The sequence below is a fragment of the Psychrobacter sp. NC44 genome, assembly GCF_904846655.1.
In the GTDB taxonomy this organism is placed as follows: domain Bacteria; phylum Pseudomonadota; class Gammaproteobacteria; order Pseudomonadales; family Moraxellaceae; genus Psychrobacter.
Genome location: NZ_CAJHBN010000012.1, coordinates 1 through 22,504, shown reverse-complemented (window position 1 = coordinate 22,504; position 22,504 = coordinate 1). Strand labels below are relative to the sequence as shown.

Here is a 22,504-nt window from a genome sequence, read left to right as displayed (position 1 = left end):
ATCTAACAGCCTGCTAGGGCGTGTTTTCACAATGACTTATTTCATACAAAAAAACGCGGCTTCTATTTTTAGAAGCCGCGCGGAAAATCACTATGGTTATTTAAACATCAACTTAAATGGCTATTAAAATGCTCCCCTAATAAGTCGTCGGGGTGTGCGCACTAACAATGCGAGTCACGCCATCAGTAGGGTTGATAAAAGTATGCGGGCGAATGGTATCAATCACGTAGCTATCACCTTGGTTTAATAGATACGTCGTCTCATCGATACGGATAAGAATCTTGCCTTCAATAACGGTGCCAATCTCTTCACCTTCGTGGGCGATTTTTTCTTCCGTTGAGCTGTTCGGTTGATACACCTCAATCAAAAAACCCAAATTCTTGGTAGTGCTACAGTTATATACCTGTCTTAGCGACACTCTGCTACTCGGTTCGCTCAGCTCCAACAAATCCTTTGGCGTTACCACGACTCTCGCCTTTGGTTCCTTCCATTCATCACTAAAAAACGTGGTCAAATCAGAACCCAATACCGCCAAAATTGCCTTTAGCGTATTCACTGCTGGGCTGACTTTATTGCGCTCAATGGAGCTGATAGAAGTATTGGTTAATCCCGACAATTTCGCAAGCTTACGTTGCGAGTAGCCTTTTGCGAGGCGCAGCTGATTGATCTTTTTACCGATATCCTCTTCTGGCGACTCGTCATTTTCGGCTGACATCGCTTTCTCAGAGTCTGTCAGCTCATCTTCATCATCACCACTGATGTCGTCATCTGTATCGATATCAGCCGCTTTATCGCTGGCAACATCAGCGTCAATGCTGTTATTAATATCAATGTCAGTGCTAGCATTGTCTACATTGCCTTCAGTAGTGCTATTCAGTTTGGGGTTTGCTGGCATAGTGAATGAATTCCGTGAATAGAAATTTGGACAAGTCGTCTTGTGCATAATTTAACTCAGGATGCCATTGTACACCAATCATAAATGGATGTTGCAACAAGCTGATGGCTTCGACCAAACCATCAGGCGCTAGAGCCTCAACCAATAAACGCGCGCCTACTTTATGGATTGCTTGTTTATGTAGCGAGTTAACGTGCCATTTTTCACCAAAGGCGGCAAGCCTGCCATTTGCTTGAATAATCACGTCATGAACTGGCTGATACTGCACTTCAAGTGGCTGAGTATTGTCCTCTAAATGTGGCTCATAAAACCCCTCCACTTCCCGCCAATCAGGATGTAGCGTGCCACCAAAATGCACATTCATCTCTTGCAAACCTCGGCAAACCGCCAATAGCGGAGTCCCACTCTTGTCTGCATAATCCAACAATTTAAAGCTAAGCTCATCTCGACCCAAGTCTTGTTTCGCTTCGATATGCGTCGCGCCATAACGCGTTGGTGCCACGTTACTATAACTGCCCGTTAACAAAATCCCATCTGCGATATTCAGTAGCGCCTCAAAGTTTTCGCTATCGGCAGCAGTATTTGGCAGCAGTATGGGATTGCCACCATAAAAATTCACGGCATCGATATATTTTTGATACACCGCTTGTGCTGGCTGCCCATCAACCATCTTATGACAAGAAACAATAGCAATAATAGGTCTAGAATTTTTCATACCGTCTTCCCTAGTTATAACAAATAGACCTCATCGTCTATATTGCTCAATCCTTTATTTAGCTAAAATTTAACACAGCACCCCATAAAATGTAAACTATAAATTTCAATATTGCCGATATTAATAATAAAATCGAATAAATGCATTAATTTAAGATAATTTTAAATAAAAATTGACAACTATATTTTTCACACATATATTGGAAGTCATCAGCGAGACATTAAACAAGGGTTGACGTTTATATCTCGATGTTAAGGGCTAAGAACAGCGAAATCTAAAGAATCCATATTATTAATAAAATCTGTTTTGAGAAACATAAAGAGACACATAAAGACTGTTTAAATAAGAGGTAATCAATCGCTGTTTTACCAAGCATTGGTTAGAAATATCACTAAAAGACGATGCGCCAGCAGTATCCATATTGACAATAATCCCAGTAATTCTAAAAATTCATAGGAAGAATAGACATGACGACAACCAATGGAATGGTCAAATCTGCAAACAACACAGAATACGTTTATGTTGCGGCAGGTGATATTAATGGCTTACTTCGTGGTAAGCGCATCCCTTTCAATCAAATGGAAAAAGCAGAAAACGGTGCGATACGATTGCCTTTATCTATCTTAGGCGTTGATATTTGGGGTGCTGATGTCATCGAGTCTTCTCAATGTAATGGCGATATAGATGCCATTGCCCGTCCTACGGGTCGTGCCGCCTATCCACTTCTCAACACCAGTGCGCCTTCATCGCTATTGCCCGTTTGGCTTTATACAGAAAATAACGAACCTTATTACGGTGATGCCAGACACGTTTTGGATTACATTAGCAAAAAATTCAAAGCGCTTGGTTTGACTCCAGTGATGGCCACTGAGCTGGAGTTTTACTTGGTTGACTATACTGAAGGCGAAACGCCAAGACCACCTATCCGCCCAAAAAGTGGGCTAAGACTGAATAAAACCTCAATTTTAAGTATTAATGATCTATTACAATTCGATGAATTTTTAGACGAAGTTTATGCACAGTGCAAAAAGCTCGATATCCCAGCAGATGCCGCTTTGGCGGAGAATGGCTGTGGTCAGTTTGAGATTAATTTATTACACGTAGACGATCCACTAAAAGCCGCTGACGATGCGATTTTGTTCAAACAGGTCGTCAAAGCCGTCGCTGCTCGCCGTAAACTCACCGCGACATTCATGGCAAAACCTTTTGGTCTACAGTCGGGGAATGGTTTTCATGTGCATTGCAGCTTATTAGATAAAGACGGCAATAATGTCTTTGATGATGGGTCAGATGAAGGCTCAGATATCTTGCGCCATGCAGTCGCTGGATTGTTAAAGACTATGTCGGATTGCACATTGTTATTTGCCCCACATGTGAATTCTTATCGCCGCTTTACACCCGGTACACTAGCGCCAAACAATGTGTCATGGGGTTATGAAAACCGCACGGCGGCAGTACGTATCCCCGGTGGCGACTCAAAAGCGCGCCGTATCGAGCACCGTGTCTCTGGCGCTGACGCCAATCCTTATCTGGTCTGTAGTGCGGTACTGGCAGGTATGCTGTATGGCATCGAAAACAAGCTGGAAGCGCCAGAACCCATTAATAGCATTACTTATGACGAAGCCGAACTTAAGACCTTGCCACTTGACTGGCTGTCCGCCATCCGCAAATTTGAAAGCAGTGATGTGATTGATTCGCTGTTCCCAAGCGAGATGATTGAGCTGTTGATCGCGGTCAAAAAGCAAGAAGCCAAACGCTTTGCTCAGCAAGTGACCAACCTTGAATACCTCACCTATTTACAGGATGTTTGATATGTCAAATAACTCAAATAGCAACTCAAATAGCAATGCAGCAACGAACCAAAACCTATCCTCGAATAACACGCGCAATATCCCGCATTATTCAGATAAAGGTCAATACCCTGATAGCTATTATGCGGCCAGTCGTAATCCTAAGCCGGATAGACCAACGCTAAAAAATGACATCCAAGTGGAAATATGTGTGGTCGGCGGCGGTTATAGCGGTTTATCAACAGCGCTACACCTTATCGAAACCGATCATGAAGTCGTGGTACTGGAAGGCGCGCAAATTGGTTGGGGCGCATCAGGGCGTAATGGCGGTCAGATCGTCAATGGTCTAAATGCCAGCCTACAAAAAATCAAAAAGTCTTATGGTCAAGAAAATGCAGATTTCGTTGGTCAGCTTGTGACCCGTGGTGGCAAAATCATTCGTCGTTTTATTAGAGACTACGATATCAGCTGTGATCTTAAAGAAAAAAACATTTTTGCGGCATTGAATAATGGACAGCTAAAAGACTTGCAAGAAACACATTCACTGTGGGAGAGCCATGGTATGCATGATAGAGAGATGCTCGATAAGCGCGGTATCCAAGAGCATATAAAATCAGATGCCTATGTGGGCGGAGTCATCGATCATTCCGGTGGACACTTCCATCCATTGAATCTTGCTCTAGGTGAAGCAGCGGCCATTGAGCAAGGCGGCGGCACCATTTACGAAAACACCTTAGTGGTTGATATTGAGTATTCCGATGACTCTATCAAAGTCATCACCGAGTTTGGCACCGTGACTTGTAAGCAAGCGGTGCTATGCGGCAATGCCTATCTCAATAAAGTTATCCCTAAACTGACTGACCGTGTCATGCCGGTATCGACGCAAATTATCGCCACCGAGCCGCTGGGTGATTTAGCAGACCAGTTACTGCCAACCGATGTTTGTGTCGAAGATGTCCGCTACATTTTGGATTACTATCGCCTCTCAGCAGACAAGCGCATGTTATTCGGCGGCGGTACAGTCTACGGTGGTCAAGACCCCGCCGACATCACAGCTAAAATTAGACCAAACATGACTAAGATTTTTCCAGAGTTACGTGATGTCAAAATTGACTATGCGTGGAGTGGGAACTTTGCGTTGTCTTTTTCTCGCGTACCACAAATGGGCAAACTACATGAGCGAGTATATTTCGCCCATGGTTATAGTGGTCATGGCGTGACAGGCTCGCATCTATTTGGACAAATATTAGCCGATGCCATCAATGGTAAACCCAAAGAGTTCGATGCTTTTGCACAAATTCCTTGGATTCCATTCCCAGGTGGTCGAGCGCTGCGAGTCCCTTACTCTGTCATGGGCTCATGGTGGTATGCGCTAAAAGATACCACTGGCATGTAAGCGCATAAAAACTTTGAATAATAAACATTGAATAGAATGTTTTTATTTTAAAAGCGGTCGTTACAGTGACCTATCATAGCAACGGATTGTTGTGATAGGGCGCGATAGACAGTTGATTCGCTACTGTCCTACTGTCTGTCACGCGTCAACCATAGAATAGAGCTTGTTTAAAAAACAATGAGGTTTTACAGGGAGCGTAAATATGAACATGAAGCTCAATGATGCGGTCGAAGGACAGTATCATAATAAGCGAGTATTTCTCACCGTCATAGTAGCCGTCGTTATCTATCTGGCTTTTGCTTGGCTATCTACCAGCCGTGCCCCAGACCAATCTTGGGGCGCCTTATCTTTACTACCAACATTACTAGTATTAGTCACTGCCATTGTCTCTAGGCGACCATTTGAATCCATGATCGCAGGCTGTGTCGCTGGGCTCGTGATGCTCAATCCTTTTGATTTGGTCTCCCCTTTTGCAGACAACATGTCGATGGTGCTAGGGAATGAGACCATTATTTGGATTGTTCTTGTCTGCGGTCTGATGGGCGGTCTCATTCAACTGCTTGAGATTAGTGGGTGTCTAGATGGCTTTAGTGAATGGCTACAAAAAATCATTAAGTCGCGCCGTCAGTCATTATTGGCCACCTTTGCTTTGGGCGTCGTGGTCTTCATTGATGATTATTTAAACTGTCTAGCCGTATCAACCTCCGTCAAAAAACTCACTGATGTCTATAATGTTTCTCGTGAGAAGCTTGCTTATATCGTCGATTCAACTGCCGCCCCTATGTGTATTATCGTGCCTATTTCTACTTGGGCGGTCTACTTTGCCGGTCTTTTAGAAGAAAACGGTGTGGCTGGCGATGGCGAAGGTATTGGGCTTTATATCAGCGCGATTCCTTATATGGCATATGCTTGGTTTGCACTTTTGATTGTATTCTTGGTCGCCTATGGCATTTTGGGTGACTGGGGTCCGATGAAAAAAGCCGAGGCACGCGCCAAAGCGGGTAATCCTGTTCCTGAAGCCTTTGTCGAAGAGCAACTGATCTCAAACGTCCAAGCCAAGCGTAAGCTGTCGTTCAAAGCCAATATCGCAAACTTTGCTTTCCCAATGATTTTGTTAATTGTCTCGACGGTCTACTTCGAAATCGATCTCTTACGCGGTGCATTATTGACCTGTTTTGTGACCGTCGTTGTCTATTGGATGCAAGGCATTTTAAGTTTTGAGACGCAAGTTGAAGCCATCTTTAAAGGCTTTAAAGTCATGCTTTATCCGCTCTCAACTGTCATCGGCGGTTTTTTCTTAAAAGCCATCAATGATGAGCTTGGCATGACCTCATATGTGATTGAAGCTATCACGCCTTATATGACGATTATTATTTTCCCTGCCGTCATCTTTGCCGTCATGGCTTTCTTAACTTTTGCCACATCATCAAGCTGGGGGCTGTATGTCCTTGCCATGCCGATTGTCTTTCCAATCTCTATTGCACTAGGCGTTAGCACTCCTCTTATGATTGGCGCATTGTTATCAGCATCATCATTTGGTAGCCATGCTTGTTTCTTTAGTGATTCATCGCTACTTGCCGCGCAAGGCGCTGGCTGCTCCCCCATGCAGCACGCTTTTACCCAGTTCCCCTATGCCATGCTCGGTGCGGGTTTATCCGTCGTCACCTTCTTAGGATTGGGTTATATGATGGCTTAAGCCAACCTTAACGCTATTATTGTAATCATTGACTAACGGGCAATGAGAGATTATTCGTTAGTCAATAAAAACAAGCCTTTTATATGGTACTCACTAATAAATACGATAAGGATTTAATCATGCGAAATGTTACCGTTGCTACGACTCAAATGGCATGTGGTTGGGATATACAACAAAATATTGCCACTGCGACTGAGTTGGTCACCAAAGCCGCCAACGCTGGTGCCAATATCATTTTGCTACAAGAGTTGTTTGAAACGCCTTACTTCTGCCAAGTTCATGACTTTGATTACTTTACCCTTGCGACCACAGTTGAGGATAATGCGGCCATCAATCACTTCAAACAGTTGGCTAAAGACTTAGAGGTAGTATTGCCGATTAGCTTTTATGAAAAATCAGGCAATACCTTTTTTAATAGCGTGACCGTGATTGATGCCGATGGCGAGATACTTGGCACTTATCGTAAAACGCATATACCAGATGGCATTCCTTATGCCGAAAAATTCTACTTTACCCCCGGCGATACTGGATTCAAGGTTTGGCAAACCAAGTATGCCAAAATCGGTGTCGGTATTTGCTGGGATCAATGGTTCCCTGAATGCGCTCGTAGCATGGCATTGATGGGCGCAGAAATACTGTTTTATCCGACTGCTATTGGTGATGAGCCAGCATTGGACATCGACTCAAAAGGTCATTGGCAACGCTGTATGCAGGGTCATGCTGCCGCTAATCTCATGCCAGTCGTAGCAGCCAATCGTATTGGCACTGAAACCATCAGCCAAAATAGCAACGACAGTACCATGCAGTTTTATGGTGGCTCGTTTATCACGGATGGTCGCGGTGAGATCATCCAAGAAGCATCTAAAGATAAAGAAGAGATACTTAGTACGACTTTTGACTTAGATCAACTGGCTATCGAACGTCAGCAATGGGGCGTTTTCCGTGATCGTCGTCCATCGATGTATGGCACGTTGCTGACTCATGGATAAAGTTTGTTAACAAGCAAGCTCACTCGCGCTATCGTCAAATAAGGTGCTCTATATGTCATTATTACCGAACCGATTAATCACGGGCTCAACACCACAACAAGACGGCTTTTACATGCCAGCAGAATTTGAGCCGATACAAAAAATATGGATGGTGTGGCCTTACCGTGCTGATAACTGGCGACAGCAAGCCGCTCCTGCTCAGAAATCTTATGCTGATGTTGCACTGGCAATTAACAGATTTTGTGAAGTTGGCATACTGGTCAATCCTGATGATTATCAATCATGCCGTAATAGTCTACCTGCTGATATCGACGTCATATCCATGCCCAGCAATGATGCTTGGGCACGTGATACTGTCCCGACATTTTTAATCAATGATAAAGGCGAGCTACGCGCTTGTGATTGGACATTCAATGCATGGGGCGGCGACTATGATGGTCTCTACTCGCCGTGGGATGACGATGATAAGCTGGCTGAACGCTTATGTGACCATCTAGATATCAAACGTTATCGAACGGATGACTTTGTCATGGAAGGCGGCGCGTTTCATGTCGATGGTGAAGGCACCGTTCTGACCACGCGCATGTGTCTACTAAGCCCAGGGCGTAACCCGCACTTAACCGAAGATCAAATTGAAGACAAGTTAAAAGCCTATCTCAATGTACAAAAAGTGCTGTGGATTGATGACGGTATCGATCCTGACGAAACCACTGGTCATATTGATGATATCGCCTGCTTTGCGCGCCCTGGTGAAGTGGTTTGCTTGTTTACTGACGACCCTAAGCATCCGTTTTATGAGGCAACGCAAAAGGCCTATGAGCAGCTCTCAAATATGACTGATGCAAAAGGCAGACGTTTAAAAGTCCATAAGCTTTGCTGTACCAAGCAAACTGTTACTTTACCTGAGAACTATGATATTGAGCAGTCTGATGATGCCAAGGCGCGTCAGACAGGTGATGTTTGTATCGCCTCGTATGCCAATTTTTTAATTTGTAATGAGGCTATCATCGTACCGCAATATGATGATGAAAATGATTCATTAGCCATCGAGCAGCTTGAAAAAGTATTTCCTCAGCATCAGGTAGTGGGAGTACGCACAAAGGAGATTGTCTTTGGCGGTGGTAATATTCACTGTATTACTCAGCAGCAGCCAAAATCATCAATTAAAAGCACGCGCATAAAAATATAGACCCAAATGGATTTTGAACCCAATAATATTTTAAAAAAGGACATAGCTATGAGCGATTATCAAGTTAATAACCCAGCCACTGGCGAAGTAGAAGCCACCTACCCTACGGCAACTGAGCAGGACATCCAGAACGCTATTGCACAAGCCGATACCGCTTATCAAGATTGGCGTCAGGTTTCATTGGATGAGCGCAGTGCCATACTTCATAAAATTGCCGATATCTATCTTGAACGTCAAGATGAGCTGGCTCGCATCGTTGCCAATGAGATGGGCAAGCCCGTTGCACAAGCAAAAGGTGAAATCGGTCTAGTTACCGATATCTATCGCTATTATGCAGACAACGCTGAGCAGCTACTAGCACCTAGTACCATTGATGTTGACTCAGGGTCAGCTTCAGTAGAAAAACGTCCTGTGGGCGCTCTGTTAGGTATCATGCCGTGGAACTACCCGCACTATCAAGTGGCACGTTTTGTCGCGCCAAACTTTATGGCGGGCAATACCGTTATTCTAAAGCATGCACCGCAATGTCCTAAGACTGCAGAAGCCATCGCTGATATCCTAAAAGATGCTGGCTTACCAGAGGGTGTCTATAACAATGTGTTTGCTACCAATGAGCAAGCAGCGACTATCATCGAAGACAGCCGCGTACAAGGCGTTTCGCTAACAGGCTCTGAGCGAGCTGGGCAAGCAGTTGCTAAAATAGCAGGCGGCGCGCTGAAAAAAGTCGTGCTAGAGCTTGGCGGTTCAGACGCCTTTATCGTTGCAGCTGATGCGGATATCAGACAAGCTATAAAAGGGGCTATTTCTGGTCGTTTTGGCAATACAGGACAAGCCTGTAATGCTGCCAAACGCCTTATCGTTGTCGAATCTGTGTATGATAAATTCGTTGAAGGGTTTACTAATGCCGTCAGTAACATGACACTCGCTGATCCACTTAATGAAGATACTTTCATTGGTCCAATGTCTTCAAAGGCAGCCGCAGTTAACTTGCAAGAACAGCTCGATAGCGCCATTCAAGCAGGCGCGACCGTATTGGTCGAAGGCGGCATGGTCAAAGACAAGCCGGGTGCGTGGTTTAAGCCTGCGGTATTGACAGATGTAACTGAGTCTATGGATGTTTATCGTGAGGAGCTATTTGGTCCTGTGGCGGTCGTCTACAAAGCTTGTGATATCGATCATGCCATCAAGATAGCTAATGATGTGCCTTTCGGACTTGGCGCTTCTATCCAAACGCAAGATGCTGCGCTAGCCGCTGAGATTGCTGACAAATTAGAAGTCGGTATGGTCACTATCAATGCGCCTTCTGGTAGCGAAGCCAATACCCCGTTTGGCGGCGTTAAACGCTCAGGATTTGGTCGCGAACTTGGCACTCTTGGTATCACTGAGTTTTTAAATTATAAACTGATTCGTGATAAGTCGTAATCGATAGAGTCATTTTTAGAACAATAAAAAGCCTAACAGTGACTGTTAGGCTTTTTTTTGAAAGTTGATGTTATTAAAAAATAACCCATCGAAAAAACTATTGCTTAGGTGGATTGTCTTTTAACCATAATTGATTGACGATTTTTAATTCACGTAACTCTTCTGCCATAATTGACTCGCTAATACCTGGATATTTCACCCTTGCATAGCCATATAACGCAATACCTAAGACTGTCCAGCCAAAGAAAATCCACCACTCGATAGGGGTTAGTGCGGATGGCATACCTGGCATATACAGCATGAGTATTCCAAAACTTAGCGCAATCGTGACCATGCCAACGAGCTTACCTGCTGGTATTCTAAATGGGCGTACCATATCAGGCTCGCGGTAGCGAAGTACTAAGAATGAGATAGCGACACAGGTATAAGCAATAACGATACCAAAGCCACCAGCATCTACGATCCACACCAGCATTTTACGACCAAACAAGGGTGCTAGAGTCGCCAAACCACCGATCAATAAAATGGCATTCGACGGTGTCTTATACTTTGGATGCAGCTTGCTCAAAAATGCGGGCAACATACGTGCTTTTGACATGGCATAAAGTAGGCGGCTACCACCAATCAAAAAGGCGTTCCAGCTTGATAAAATACCCAGCACACCGCCAATGACTAATAAAATACCTGCCCACTTGCCATGCCAAGCATTGGTCATCGCATCCGCAGTGGCGAGCGTTGAGTTTTCGGCTTGTAAGAGTGGCAAGGTCGTGCCAACACTCCAAGCGATACCCACATACCACATTACCGCAACGACAATCGATAAAATCAAAAATTTACCAATATTAGGACGAGTCAAATCAATTTCTTCTGCCGCTTGCGGAATAACGTCAAAGCCGACAAACATAAACGGCACCATGACAATAACGGCCATCATACCGCCAATACCACCGATGAATGCAGGCGCTTGTACTGAGTTTGAGCCTTCAGGATTAAACATGACTGCGCCAATGAACAGCAACGTACCCACAAATAAGATGCCCAATACGGCCGTCTTTTGGAACCACGCACTGACTTCCATACCGCGAATATTTAGCCAAGTGACGATAACTGAACCCAGCATCCCGACACCAACCCAAGTGGCATAAACATCCCAACCAGCGATGGTCCAGAGATATCCCTGATTGTAATTGGGGATGAAATACTCTACGACTGTTGGCAAGGCAACCGCCTCAAACGCGACCACCGAAAAATACCCAAATAGAATACTCCATGAGCAGATAAAGGAGACATTTACCCCCAGTGCTCTATGCGTATAGGTATGCTCGCCGCCCGTAATCGGCATCGATGCGGCAAGCTCGGCATAAGTCACACCAATCAGTATCACTGCCAAACCGCCTATCAAGAACGCTAGCATTGCGCCCCACGTCCCGGCAGATAAAATCCAACCACCAGCCAAGACTACCCAGCCCCAACCAACCATAGCACCGAATGCTAAGGCGATAATATCTAGCGTCCCTAACGATTTCTTTAATTCAGACATAACCTGCTCCTTGTCTGTGTGTCATCCGTGTTAACCCTTGACGGTCACACTATTTTTTGTTTAGTGGGATAGTACCCATCATAATTATCATATATACCTTTTGATCCAAGCTGTTCGGCACTACTTGTTTACTATTCAAATAGTACAAACAGCAACGGCGTCTTGACTTGCAAGGCGCCGTTGTAAAAAATGTACTCAAAGCGAGTGCCATATGGGCAATCTTGCTGTGCTATTAAAGATAACCTTCTAACCAAGATCGAGGCTTGATTAAAAGTGATGTATTTCACTATAAATAAATACTGAATACTTATTAAGCGGTTAGGATACCTTTGATAATATCTAGACCTTCTTGGAGCACTTCATCTTCCACCGTCAATGGCACCATCACGCGAATGGCATTGCCATACATACCGCAAGACGCTAATAATAAACCTTGCTCAAACGCTTTGGCTTTCAAATTAGTAGTCGCTTCCACATCAGGCTTGCCATCACTATCGATTAGTTCAAACGCTAGCATCGCGCCTTTATGGCGAATATGACCGATACTGCTTAAGTTTAAACCCTTTAAGAAGGCTTCGATTTTGTCGCCAATCTCAATACTGCGCTCAAGTAGGTTCTCTTCTTCGATGACTTCCATGACAGCGAGTGCAGCCACACAAGCCAGTGGATTACCAGAGTATGTACCGCCCAAACCGCCGACTTGCGGCGCATCCATGATATCAGCGCGACCGATAACGGCAGAGATAGGATAACCACCTGCCAAGCTCTTAGCACTGGTCATTAGATCTGGCTCAACGCCCAACTGCTCGGTGGCAAACAACGTACCCGTACGGGCAAAACCACATTGCACTTCATCAAAAATCAAGACAATGCCATGCTCGTCACAGATATCGCGTAGAGATTTGGCAAATGATGGGGTTACTTGATGGAAACCACCCTCGCCTTGTACTGGCTCGATAATCATCGCCGCCACTTCGCTAGGATCGATATCCGCTTGGAAAATCATGTCAAGGCTATGCAGCGCTTGTGCTTCTGTGACATTCAACTCTTCAGCTGGGAATAGCGCATGGAATACAGGGCCTGGCATTGGACCAAAGTTCTTTTTGTACGGCAGCACTTTACCTGTCAAACTCATGCACATTAAAGTACGACCATGCCAACCACCAACGAAAGAGATGATACCTGGACGACCAGTTTTCGCACGAGCAATCTTGATACAGTTTTCGACGGCTTCTGCACCAGTCGTTAAAAAGAAGGCTTTTTTCTCACCGCTGATAGGCGCTTTTTCACAAAGTTTTTCGGCAAGATCCACATAGCATTCGTAGTTGATCATTTGCGCCGCAGTATGGGTAAACTTGTCGAGTTGCTCATGCACGCGCTGGGTAATTTTTGGATGGCTGTGACCAGTATTCAGTACTGAGATACCACCAACGAAGTCAATATAACGATTGCCTTCAACATCCCAAACTTCTGAGTTTTTGGCTTTTTCTGCAAAGATGGGATAGGCAACGCCAAGTCCTGTTGGTAACACAGCTTTACGGCGCTCAAGTAGTGATTTATTGGTAGTCGTCATGGGAATGTCCTTTTCTTTATTTTTAACATAAGTGCCAGTGATTGAATGGCGGTTTTGAGGAATGGTTTATCTAATAGTTAACAGTTGCTAGTTGCTAGCTATAGAGGGGATTCATGGTGCTGAATCCCGTTCGATACGGTGTGACAATTAAAACCTTAAAAGAGAGCGCATGTCGCTAAACGATTAGCTGACGTCAGAGCACCAGTATTTAGTCACGACATATTCTTCGATGCCGTATTTTGAGCCTTCGCGGCCAAAGCCAGACTGCTTGACACCGCCAAATGGGGCGACCTCGGTAGAAATCAGACCAGTATTATGACCAATAATGCCGTATTCAAGACCTTCAGTGACGCGCCATGAACGTGCATAATTGCCACTGTAGAAATAGGCAGCTAAGCCATAAATCGTGTCGTTGGCTTGACGAATGACGTCTGCTTCATCTTTAAAGGTAAAGATAGTCGCAATAGGGCCAAAGATTTCTTCGTGCGCGATATCCATCTCAGCACTGATATCGGTAATGACCGTTGGATTGTAAGTAAGCTCTGAGGCGTCATTGGTGCTGCCGCCAGCGATAAGCGTCGCGCCTTTGTCTAAAGCATCTTTAAGTAGCGCTTGCACTTTTTCTAGCGCCTTTTGATTAATCAAAGGACCAATATCCACGCCTTCATCCATGCCGTTACCGACATTTAATTCAGCGACTTTTTTCACAAACACATCTAGGAATTCATCTTTAATGCTGTCTTGCACATAGACACGGTTGGCACAAACACAAGTTTGACCAGCGTTACGATATTTAGAGGCGATTAAGCCTTCAGCTGCTTTTTCCAGATCAGCGTCATCAAAGACGATAAATGGCGCATTACCGCCCAGCTCTAACGATAGTTTTTTGATGGTTGTCGCACATTGAGCCATCAAGGTACGACCGACTTCGGTAGAGCCTGTGAATGAAAGCTTATGAATGCGTACATCGCCCGTTAGGATATCGCCGATGGTTGATGATTTGCCCGTCACTACTTGGATAACGCCTGCTGGAATACCTGCTTGTTCAGCCAAGGCAGCCAGTGCTAATGCAGAAAATGGCGTTTCAGTCGCAGGCTTAATAATCATCGTGCAGCCTGCTGCCAATGCTGGCGCGGCTTTACGGGTAATCATCGCTGCTGGGAAATTCCAAGGCGTGATCGCCGAGCAAACGCCAACGGGCTGTTTGAGTACCACATGGCGCAGTTGTGACTGATTGGCAGGGATAACATCGCCATAAACACGCTTGCCTTCTTCAGCAAACCAGCGGATAAAGCTATTGGCATAGCCCACTTCACCGCGCGACTCGTTTAGAGGTTTGCCTTGCTCAGCGGTCATAATGATAGCCAAGTCTTCTTTATTGGCATCGATGAGGTCTGCCCACTTTTGTAGTAGCTCAGCACGCTCTTTCGGGGTTTTGGCTGCCCAAAGGATCTGGGCTTCATGAGAGGCGGTAACCGTGTCGTTCACATCGTCGGTCGTTAGGCTTGGTACCGTACCGATGATATCGCCGTTGAAAGGATTGCTCACATCAATAGTCGAGTCATCACTAGCGGCATACCAGCCATCTTTGATGAAACACTGCTGTTTAAGTAGATCTGGGTTCGATAGCTGTAGCGTAGACTGTGACAGTTGTGACATTGTGACGCTCCTTGTCAATTGAGGTTTGCAAATAGGATTCGCAGATTTATAGCGATAAGTGAATAACAATCAATAGAAGGTTATGATTTAAATAATTATTGATAACTTGTTAAGCGTTCAATATACTGAACATCTATTCTATATATGAGACATCATTATAAGAATGATAGCCAGCCATTTGCAACCCCTATTCTCATTTTAATGATGATTTATCGCGTTATTTTTATATTTTCCCAATTTTACTGACTTTTATAGGTTCCTTATGAGCTCAACTGCCGTTCCTGCCTTGGACAAAACCTTTCAGATTTTAGATTTAATTACTGATAGTGCGCAGCCTTTAACCGCAGCTCATATTGCTAAAGAGCTCAATCTACCACGTAGCTCAACCCACAATATTTTGCAAAGTCTTTTGGCTAAGCATGTCATCTATAAAGACAGCGATAGCCGCTTTCATTTAGGCTCTTATTTGATGTATTGGGCAGGTAAGTATGAACAGCAGCAAGGCGTCATCCAGTTATTTAAAGACCTCATTGTCCAGTATCCAATTCTTCTTCAACATACAGTTACTTTATCTAAGCTTGATTTAGGTGAAGTGGTATTTTTGGCCTGTCATGAAGCGCCTGCCCCGCTTGGCTTTACCTTTCGCGCTGGTGTTCGCGTACCAGCGGTATTCTCTGCCACGGGCAAGGCCATGCTCTCAACATTCTCTATGGACAGTATAAAATCTATCTACGCTACTGGTTTCCCCGCACCTATTACCCAACACGGTGTCGATAACTTTAGCGATTTGTCCACCGAGTTGACCGCCATTCAAAACAGTCGCATCTCACTCGATGATGGACAACTTCGCGAAGGGATGTATTGTTTGGGTACTTATATTCGCAATGCGTCAGGCAATGCCGTTGCGGGTATGGCGGTTAGCTTTTTGCAAGGCGAATATGAGTCCAAGCGTGCTGAGGTCAGCGCAGTATTGATTGAATTGGCGCAGCAAATTGAGCAGCGTTTGGGTTTTATCGATAATAAATCAAGTTAAAACGCTGCTAGTTTCTTGCTTACTTCAAACTCTTTCAGTTATTTTGGTGATAACTGTTAATCTTCTGAAATAAGCCCTGATAAAAATGCTTGCAAATTGTCATTGAGCTTTTGCAAGTAATAACCGCCCTCGACTAAAACAATCAGTGGTTTGTTTAGCGCTTTCATCTTTTGTGCCAATATTTTAAATCCTTTCGTACTCACCGCACATCTCGCTTCTGGGTCGTTCTCATAAACATCAAAACCTAAGACATGCACAATGACATCAGGGTCAAATAGCGTCATCGCTTCGATAGATTTATCAACATACTCAAAAAACCCAGCTTCATCGGTGCCGTGCGGCATCGGGAAGTTAATGTTATAGCCTTCACCCACGCCTGTGCCCCTTTCAAACGCATGCCCTGTCACTGCGGGATAGAAGTTAACCGGATCACCGTGAACCGAGGTATAAAGAACATCGCTGCGATCATAAAATATCTCTTGAATACCTTGTCCGTGGTGCATGTCGGTGTCTATGATGGCGATTTTTGCATATTTTTGCCGCAGATGTTCAGCGATGATGGCTGCATTATTTAGATAGCAAAATCCGCCAGCGGCGCTTTTGCGAGCATGATGACCAGGCGGCCGTGAGAAGCAAAGCTGTATATGACTTTCGGCACGCTCGGTATCTGACAAATCATCGTTCAGCAATGCTTCAGCCGCATTGAGTGCAGTCTGCGCAGACCAATAAATAGATGTCCAAGAATGCTCGCTGATAGGCGCGCTATCATCCGCTTGATACTTTGCTGCTTTTGCCATGATACCGATACCGGGATTGTCATACGGCACAAAAATCCCCGTCTGTACCTGCGCGCCTAGATCTTCTTCAATTGCCATCCAGTCATCATAGCCATGCTTGAGAAAAGCCACATAACCAAAATCGTGAACCGCTAATATAGGCCCAATGCCGACATCAGTAGCTGTCGTCACCTCTAACCCTAACGCTGCTGGTGCTTTTAAGAACTCAACCATACGCTCTGGTATCTCTAACGGCTCATGCATCTTTCCATAAGAGAAATAAGGTAATGGTCTATGTAGACTTAGATTTTCATGGCTATATATCTTCATGCTTAACATTCCTTTGTTCAACATTTTTTCCAATGGCGCTTTTCTTGATGCCTAACTAAACAATCCCATCGGCTTTAAGCTTGGCTATCATCTCGCTGTCATAGCCCAAATCAGCAAGCGTACTATTAGTATGCTCGCTCAACTTCGGTGGCGGTGACCGATAAGTGACGGGTGATGCAGATAGTTTGATTGGACTACCAAGTGCTCGAACAGGGCTGCCTTGTTTGGCAAAATCAATTACCATCTCGCGTGCCAGTGCTTGCGGCATGGCCAATGCTTCAGCGACATTATGAATCGCTCCGCATGGAATACCTGCTTGATCCAACACCTCTAACCAATAAGTGCGTGGTTGCTCGGCAAATTTATTACTCAGCTCATCACACAGCAGCTCGCGGTTGGCAACGCGTTGTGGATTGGTCCTAAAGCGCTCATCGGTATGCCAATCAACTGCAAGCACATCACAAAGTTTGGCAAACTGACTGTCATTGCCGCAAGCTAAGATAAAGTGCGCCTCCCCCTGACCTGCAAACACTTGATAAGGCACAATATTAGGATGCTGATTGCCCAGTCTTGGTGGGATTTCACCTGATGCCAAATGATTCATACCAACATTAGCCAGCATGGCAAGCGCACTATCAAGTAATGCCACATCGACATGCTGTCCAAGTCCAGTATGTTGACGCGCCAATAGAGCGGCTTGGATACCAATGGTCAGCTGTAAGCCTGCAAACAAATCAACCACTGCCACGCCAACCTTATGCGGTTCGCCATCACTTGGCCCAGTGATACTCATCAGTCCTGACAACCCTTGAATAATATAGTCGTAACCAGGGCGCGCGGCATCTGGCCCCGTCTGACCAAACCCTGTCAATGACGCATAAATCAGGCGGGGATTGTCTTGTTTTAGACTGTCATAATCTAAGCCGTATTTTTTTAAACCGCCTACTTTAAAGTTTTCAACGACAATATCGCTATCAGCAATGAGTTGCTTGATGATGGTCTGCCCTGCTGGCGTGGTGATATCAACAGTGAGGGATTTTTTATTGCGGTTGATGGTGGCGTAATAAGCGGAGGTATCATCACTGAATACTGGCGGTGCCCAATGACGCGTTTCATCACCGATATGAGGACGCTCAACCTTGATGACTTCGGCACCAAGATCAGCAAGTACTTGAGTACAAGAAGGGCCAGCCAGCACTCTCGACAAATCAAGCACCTTGATACCATGCAATGCGCCCTCTGGTGTATTAGCCATATCCATCATAATAATCCCTTATTGTATCGCGTATTTTTGACAATAAAATTGTTCTTCAGGATGTAATTTTTCAGTAGTTAAATCATGAAGAACAACTGAAGAACGTACGCTATTGCTTATCACAAAACTAAACAGTAACGTACGTTGATAGCCTAAAAACTGACTAGCACTTATTCACCAGCATTAATTAATAAAACGCTTGAATGCCTGTCTGCGCACGACCTAAGATGAGCGCATGAATATCGTGCGTACCTTCATAGGTATTAACCGCTTCTAAGTTCATCACATGACGAATAATGTGGAACTCATCCGAAATACCGTTACCGCCATGCATATCACGAGCAATACGCGCGATATCGAGCGCCTTACCACAATTATTACGCTTAATGAGTGAAATCATCTCAGGCGCAGCATTGTCTTCATCCATCAGACGACCAACACGTAGCGCCGCTTGTAGACCTAAGGTAATCTCAGTCTGCATATTGGCAAGCTTCAATTGTACCAGCTGCGTTGCGGCAAGTGGGCGACCAAATTGCTTACGATCTAGCGTGTACTGGCGTGCTGCTTTCCAGCAGAATTCAGCTGCGCCCATTGCACCCCAAGCGATACCGTAACGCGCTTTATTTAAGCAGCCAAACGGTCCTTTTAGACCACGGATATCTGGGAAAGCATTGGCTTCAGGGACAAATACCTTGTCCATCACAATCTCACCGGTAACTGAAGCACGTAGTGAAAACTTACCCTCAATCTTCGGCGCTGATAAGCCTTTCATACCTTTATCTAAGATAAAACCACGAATTTCACCAGCATCGTCTTTTGCCCAAACGACAAACACATCAGCGATAGGACTGTTGGTAATCCACATCTTATTACCCGTCAGCTCATAACCGCCGTCAACCGCTCGTGCGCGAGTCGACATTGAGGCTGGATCTGACCCCGAATCTGGCTCAGTTAGACCAAAACAGCCGACATATTCGCCAGTCGCAAGCTTAGGCAGATATCTCTCTCTTTGTTCTTCAGTACCGTATGCATGGATAGGATGCATCACCAAGCTTGATTGCACACTCATCGCCGAACGATAACCTGAATCGACTGCTTCTACTTCCTTAGCAATCAAACCATAAGCAACACTAGATAAACCGGCACAACCATAACCTTCAATCGTCACACCAAGCAGACCCATTTCACCCATTTGACGCATGAGATTACGGTCAAAATTCTCGTTACGATTGGCCTCAATAATGCCAGGCATCAGCTCTTTTTGAAAAAACTGACGAGCGCTGTCCGTGACCATGCGCTCTTCATCAGTCAGCTGGTCGCGTAATAAAAACGGATCTTCCCAATCGAAACTTGGACGCTTAGATGTTGCCATGTGGATCTCCTTGATATCAGTCATCCTGACCGACGATTAGTAATTAATGAATAAATTAACTTAATAGTTTATTGACTTACTAATTCCGCTGTGCGAAACTTAGTTTCATAATTTAAATTCATTAAAACAAAGTTTCGGGTTGCTGTAAACCTTTATCCAAAAAAATGAGCATAAAATGACAAAAAATATATCAGCAGCTCTACCATTACTGACTCGAATGAATAGCATCCTTGAGCAGAGTAAAGAAGATAATGACCGACAATTCGTGACTGCATTGGGGCGTGGACTGACTTTGTTATCAGCCTTTGAGCATCATGAGCAGCTTAGTCATCAACAGTTATGTCAGATGACTACCCTACCAAAAGCGACCATCACTCGCCTGATTCACACATTAATAACGCTTGGATTTTTACGCATGACCGAGCACGGACAGTATCAACTAGGCAGTAGTGCTGTACGTCTAAGTGCTACCGCATGGAGTCGCCACGACATGGTAGCGGTAGCTGAGCCGTTGCTACGGCAGTTCGCTAGTAAGAATGAAGTATCAGTAAACTTGGCAACCGAGGTTGAAGGAGAAATGCGCTATCACGCTTGTTGTCGTAGCCCTGCTCGCTTATCAGTCAATTTGCAAGTTGGCTCAGCTGTGCCCGTCGCTCGCACTGCTATTGGACGCGCTTTTTATGCGGCTAGCTCGCCAGCGAGACAGGCGGTGATTCATAATAATTTACAAGAGCATTTATCTACAGAAGATTACACCCATGCGCAAACCGCCCTAGCCAGCGCTGCAGGGCATTATGCAGTGCATGGCTATACGATATCAGATGGGGAGTTTTCTACTGATATATTGGCAGTAGCGGTTGGAGTTTTTGATGTTGCGACTGGACAATATGCATATTCGCTCAATGCCAGTGTACCAAGTGCCAACTGGGAATCAGAAGAATATGCAGCGATGATTGTGCCAAAATTGCAGGCGTTGGCGGAGCGGATTGGCAGTGGTGTTTAAAAGAGAACAAATGATAAATCTATAGTACAAGCATCATGGCTTAGGTGATGGGTTTTGTCTTATGAAAGATGCTTTATTTTAGCTCATCAAACTTCAAACCAAACTTCAGCAGATACTTCCGCAATCTATCGCTATCGTTTGGGCTTTTTAGCTTATCGCGTGAGTTGGCGTACAGATAGCGGCCAGCCGCCGCTTGGTTTTTATGGCTGATACACACTTCAATCACATATGCCAATTGCACCGCATCAAACGGATCGATAGTTGTCAGAATCTCTTCATCGAGATATTGGAGTAAAATATGATGGCTACCCTGCTCAATGGTGTCACTATTTAAACTAGTATCGGGGCTGTTATTGCTTAGGCTATTTTTAGTCCTAACATTACCGTTATTTAAGCTATTAGAGCCATTTAAAATGTCGGGCAATTCCCAAAGATGCGTTAAGCGTTCAATCTCCGCTTGTACGTCATCATTGCGAATGACTTTACTCTCAGCAAGTGTAGTCAAACGAATCATACTGGCGGTCAAATCACGAAAGTTCCCTTGCCATGTCGCATCCGCACTCATTGCAAAAGCTTCATAACGCTGTCTTGCTTCTGGGGTAAATCGATAGTGCTGCTGCTGCTCGCTGCCCAAGCGCGCCAATTCATAATCGATATTGGCAGGTAAATCCTCCAACCTATCTTTGAGTGATGGCAAAAAAAACGTCCATGTATTGAGACGCGCAAATAAATCTGCCCGAAACTCACCATTAGCGACTGCTTGTCGCAAATCTTTATTAGTGCCTGCCATTAGCTGAAACGACACACTAATCGGCGTATCACTGCCAAGCGGATAAAAACACTGTTCCTCCAGTGCGGTTAGTAGCATCGCTTGCTCATCAAGCCCCAACTCACCGATTTCATCTAAGAACAACAATCCACCATCAGCTGATTTTAGCAGCCCATCTCGACTCGTCGCAGCGCCCGTAAAGGCACCTTTGACATGACCAAATAACACACTCATGGCGGTGTCACCACGCAGGGTGGCGCAGTTTACTTCCACGAATATATCAAGCGTATTTTTGCCTTGCGTACTGCTGGCTTTGGCTTTTTTGAGCGCGTAAATTTGGCCTGCCAGTTGCGACTTGCCCGCCCCTGTTGCGCCCATCAATAATATGGGTGCAGTTGAGCGGGTGGCGACCTTTTCGATATCGGAGATGAGCTTTTGATAAGCGGCATTTTGGGTGACTAAGTTGGCTTGCAAGGTTTGCCAATGTTGCTGTTTTTCTGCCTCAAAACGTTCACGCAAACCATCATAGCGCGAGACGTCCAAATCAATCACTTGATAGCGACCTTGCGGATCAGCTTGGTCAGGTCTTGAGCAAGGGGAAGTCTGAATCAAATCAGCGGGAATAAAGCCCGCCTCTACCAACAAGAACCAGCAAATCTGCGCCACATGCGTACCTGTGGTCAGATGCAGTAAGTAGTCGGTACTATCCTGAAAATCGAACCCTGCGGCAAAATCATACAACTCAGCATAAACGTCTGCAAAATCCCACGGACTAGTCAGCGCCACATGATGACCAATAACGGTAGTGTTCGGACTAATTTGTGCCACGTCATCGACAATTATTTTAAACAGGCGCTTATCGCGCTTGCTATATAAGATATGCAGCTCATCGACCAGTAGCTCGTCATGCAGCCCCAAACTGACGGTTGGTCGCCAACGTTGCCAACGCTTATCATTAAAGCCATTGTCTAAGGTAGTGCCGAGGAAGCCGATGACGGCGGTTTTGTTAGACATAAGGTTCAATCATCCAAAATATTGGTGCATGTACGAAAATTTAGTATGAGCGTTATAGGATAAAAATATTAATATATAGAATAAATAC

Annotated in this window: 17 protein-coding genes; 8 read left to right on the top strand and 9 right to left on the bottom strand. The window is 45.0% G+C overall.

Features of this window, described 5'->3' with window-relative positions:
- Nucleotides 1–136: 136 nt before the first annotated feature.
- Together JMX95_RS09675 and JMX95_RS09670 are read right to left on the bottom strand one after the other, a co-directional pair.
- The gene (locus tag JMX95_RS09675; RefSeq protein ID WP_201560696.1) at nucleotides 137–895 is read right to left on the bottom strand and encodes a cupin domain-containing protein; all 759 of its coding nucleotides are present in this window, start codon (nucleotides 893–895) and stop codon (nucleotides 137–139) included.
- Nucleotides 870–1,610 carry a gamma-glutamyl-gamma-aminobutyrate hydrolase family protein gene (locus JMX95_RS09670; protein WP_193216873.1) on the bottom strand — a complete coding sequence of 247 codons (741 nt, stop codon included), beginning with the start codon at nucleotides 1,608–1,610 and terminating at the stop codon, nucleotides 870–872. The genes JMX95_RS09675 and JMX95_RS09670 overlap by 26 nt, the downstream gene beginning before the upstream one ends.
- Nucleotides 1,611–2,077: 467 nt before the next feature.
- Between JMX95_RS09670 and JMX95_RS09665 the strand changes: the two genes are divergently transcribed.
- The 6 genes from JMX95_RS09665 to JMX95_RS09640 all read left to right on the top strand — a co-directional run bounded on the left by JMX95_RS09665 (nucleotide 2,078) and on the right by JMX95_RS09640 (nucleotide 10,092).
- On the top strand, nucleotides 2,078–3,421 hold the full coding sequence (locus JMX95_RS09665; protein WP_193216872.1) for a glutamine synthetase family protein: 1,344 nt from the start codon (nucleotides 2,078–2,080) through the stop codon (nucleotides 3,419–3,421).
- Nucleotide 3,422: 1 nt separating this feature from the next.
- Nucleotides 3,423–4,796: an NAD(P)/FAD-dependent oxidoreductase gene (locus JMX95_RS09660; protein WP_173936693.1), complete on the top strand. Its 1,374-nt coding sequence runs from the start codon at nucleotides 3,423–3,425 to the stop codon at nucleotides 4,794–4,796.
- Between the two features lie 202 nt (nucleotides 4,797–4,998).
- Nucleotides 4,999–6,492 (top strand): Na+/H+ antiporter NhaC family protein, encoded by a 1,494-nt coding sequence (locus JMX95_RS09655; protein WP_020443104.1) that lies wholly within the window; start codon nucleotides 4,999–5,001, stop codon nucleotides 6,490–6,492.
- Between the two features lie 116 nt (nucleotides 6,493–6,608).
- The gene (aguB, locus tag JMX95_RS09650) at nucleotides 6,609–7,481 is read left to right on the top strand and encodes an N-carbamoylputrescine amidase (RefSeq protein WP_201560745.1); all 873 of its coding nucleotides are present in this window, start codon (nucleotides 6,609–6,611) and stop codon (nucleotides 7,479–7,481) included.
- Nucleotides 7,482–7,533: 52 nt separating this feature from the next.
- Nucleotides 7,534–8,670: an agmatine deiminase gene (gene aguA / locus JMX95_RS09645; RefSeq protein WP_201560695.1), complete on the top strand. Its 1,137-nt coding sequence runs from the start codon at nucleotides 7,534–7,536 to the stop codon at nucleotides 8,668–8,670.
- A 48-nt stretch (nucleotides 8,671–8,718) separates the two neighbouring features.
- Nucleotides 8,719–10,092, top strand: a complete 1,374-nt coding sequence (locus JMX95_RS09640; RefSeq protein WP_201560694.1) for an NAD-dependent succinate-semialdehyde dehydrogenase — start codon at nucleotides 8,719–8,721, stop codon at nucleotides 10,090–10,092.
- A gap of 97 nt (nucleotides 10,093–10,189) precedes the next feature.
- On the opposite strand, the gene JMX95_RS09635 is transcribed toward JMX95_RS09640, so the two are convergent.
- The 3 genes from JMX95_RS09635 to JMX95_RS09625 all read right to left on the bottom strand — a co-directional run bounded on the left by JMX95_RS09635 (nucleotide 10,190) and on the right by JMX95_RS09625 (nucleotide 14,864).
- Nucleotides 10,190–11,632, bottom strand: coding sequence for an APC family permease (locus JMX95_RS09635; protein ID WP_045445480.1), 1,443 nt, complete (start codon nucleotides 11,630–11,632; stop codon nucleotides 10,190–10,192).
- 310 nt (nucleotides 11,633–11,942) lie between these two features.
- Nucleotides 11,943–13,205, bottom strand: coding sequence for a 4-aminobutyrate--2-oxoglutarate transaminase (gene gabT, locus JMX95_RS09630; protein ID WP_201560693.1), 1,263 nt, complete (start codon nucleotides 13,203–13,205; stop codon nucleotides 11,943–11,945).
- 183 nt (nucleotides 13,206–13,388) lie between these two features.
- Nucleotides 13,389–14,864: an NAD-dependent succinate-semialdehyde dehydrogenase gene (locus JMX95_RS09625; protein ID WP_201560692.1), complete on the bottom strand. Its 1,476-nt coding sequence runs from the start codon at nucleotides 14,862–14,864 to the stop codon at nucleotides 13,389–13,391.
- Nucleotides 14,865–15,126: 262 nt separating this feature from the next.
- Here JMX95_RS09625 and JMX95_RS09620 point away from each other — a divergent pair, with 262 nt between their 5' ends.
- Nucleotides 15,127–15,897, top strand: a complete 771-nt coding sequence (locus JMX95_RS09620) for an IclR family transcriptional regulator (protein WP_201560691.1) — start codon at nucleotides 15,127–15,129, stop codon at nucleotides 15,895–15,897.
- Between the two features lie 56 nt (nucleotides 15,898–15,953).
- Here the strand turns inward: JMX95_RS09620 and JMX95_RS09615 are convergent, their stop codons facing one another.
- From JMX95_RS09615 to JMX95_RS09605, 3 genes are all read right to left on the bottom strand, one after another.
- Nucleotides 15,954–17,003 (bottom strand): histone deacetylase family protein, encoded by a 1,050-nt coding sequence (locus tag JMX95_RS09615; RefSeq protein WP_201560690.1) that lies wholly within the window; start codon nucleotides 17,001–17,003, stop codon nucleotides 15,954–15,956.
- Nucleotides 17,004–17,058: 55 nt separating this feature from the next.
- Nucleotides 17,059–18,267 (bottom strand): CaiB/BaiF CoA transferase family protein, encoded by a 1,209-nt coding sequence (locus JMX95_RS09610; RefSeq protein ID WP_201560689.1) that lies wholly within the window; start codon nucleotides 18,265–18,267, stop codon nucleotides 17,059–17,061.
- Nucleotides 18,268–18,445: 178 nt separating this feature from the next.
- Nucleotides 18,446–19,630, bottom strand: a complete 1,185-nt coding sequence (locus tag JMX95_RS09605; RefSeq protein WP_201560688.1) for an acyl-CoA dehydrogenase — start codon at nucleotides 19,628–19,630, stop codon at nucleotides 18,446–18,448.
- Between the two features lie 175 nt (nucleotides 19,631–19,805).
- Between JMX95_RS09605 and JMX95_RS09600 the strand changes: the two genes are divergently transcribed.
- Nucleotides 19,806–20,633 (top strand): IclR family transcriptional regulator, encoded by an 828-nt coding sequence (locus JMX95_RS09600; protein WP_201560687.1) that lies wholly within the window; start codon nucleotides 19,806–19,808, stop codon nucleotides 20,631–20,633.
- Nucleotides 20,634–20,706: 73 nt separating this feature from the next.
- Here the strand turns inward: JMX95_RS09600 and rtcR are convergent, their stop codons facing one another.
- Nucleotides 20,707–22,416: an RNA repair transcriptional activator RtcR gene (rtcR, locus tag JMX95_RS09595; protein WP_201560686.1), complete on the bottom strand. Its 1,710-nt coding sequence runs from the start codon at nucleotides 22,414–22,416 to the stop codon at nucleotides 20,707–20,709.
- Nucleotides 22,417–22,504: the final 88 nt, after the last annotated feature.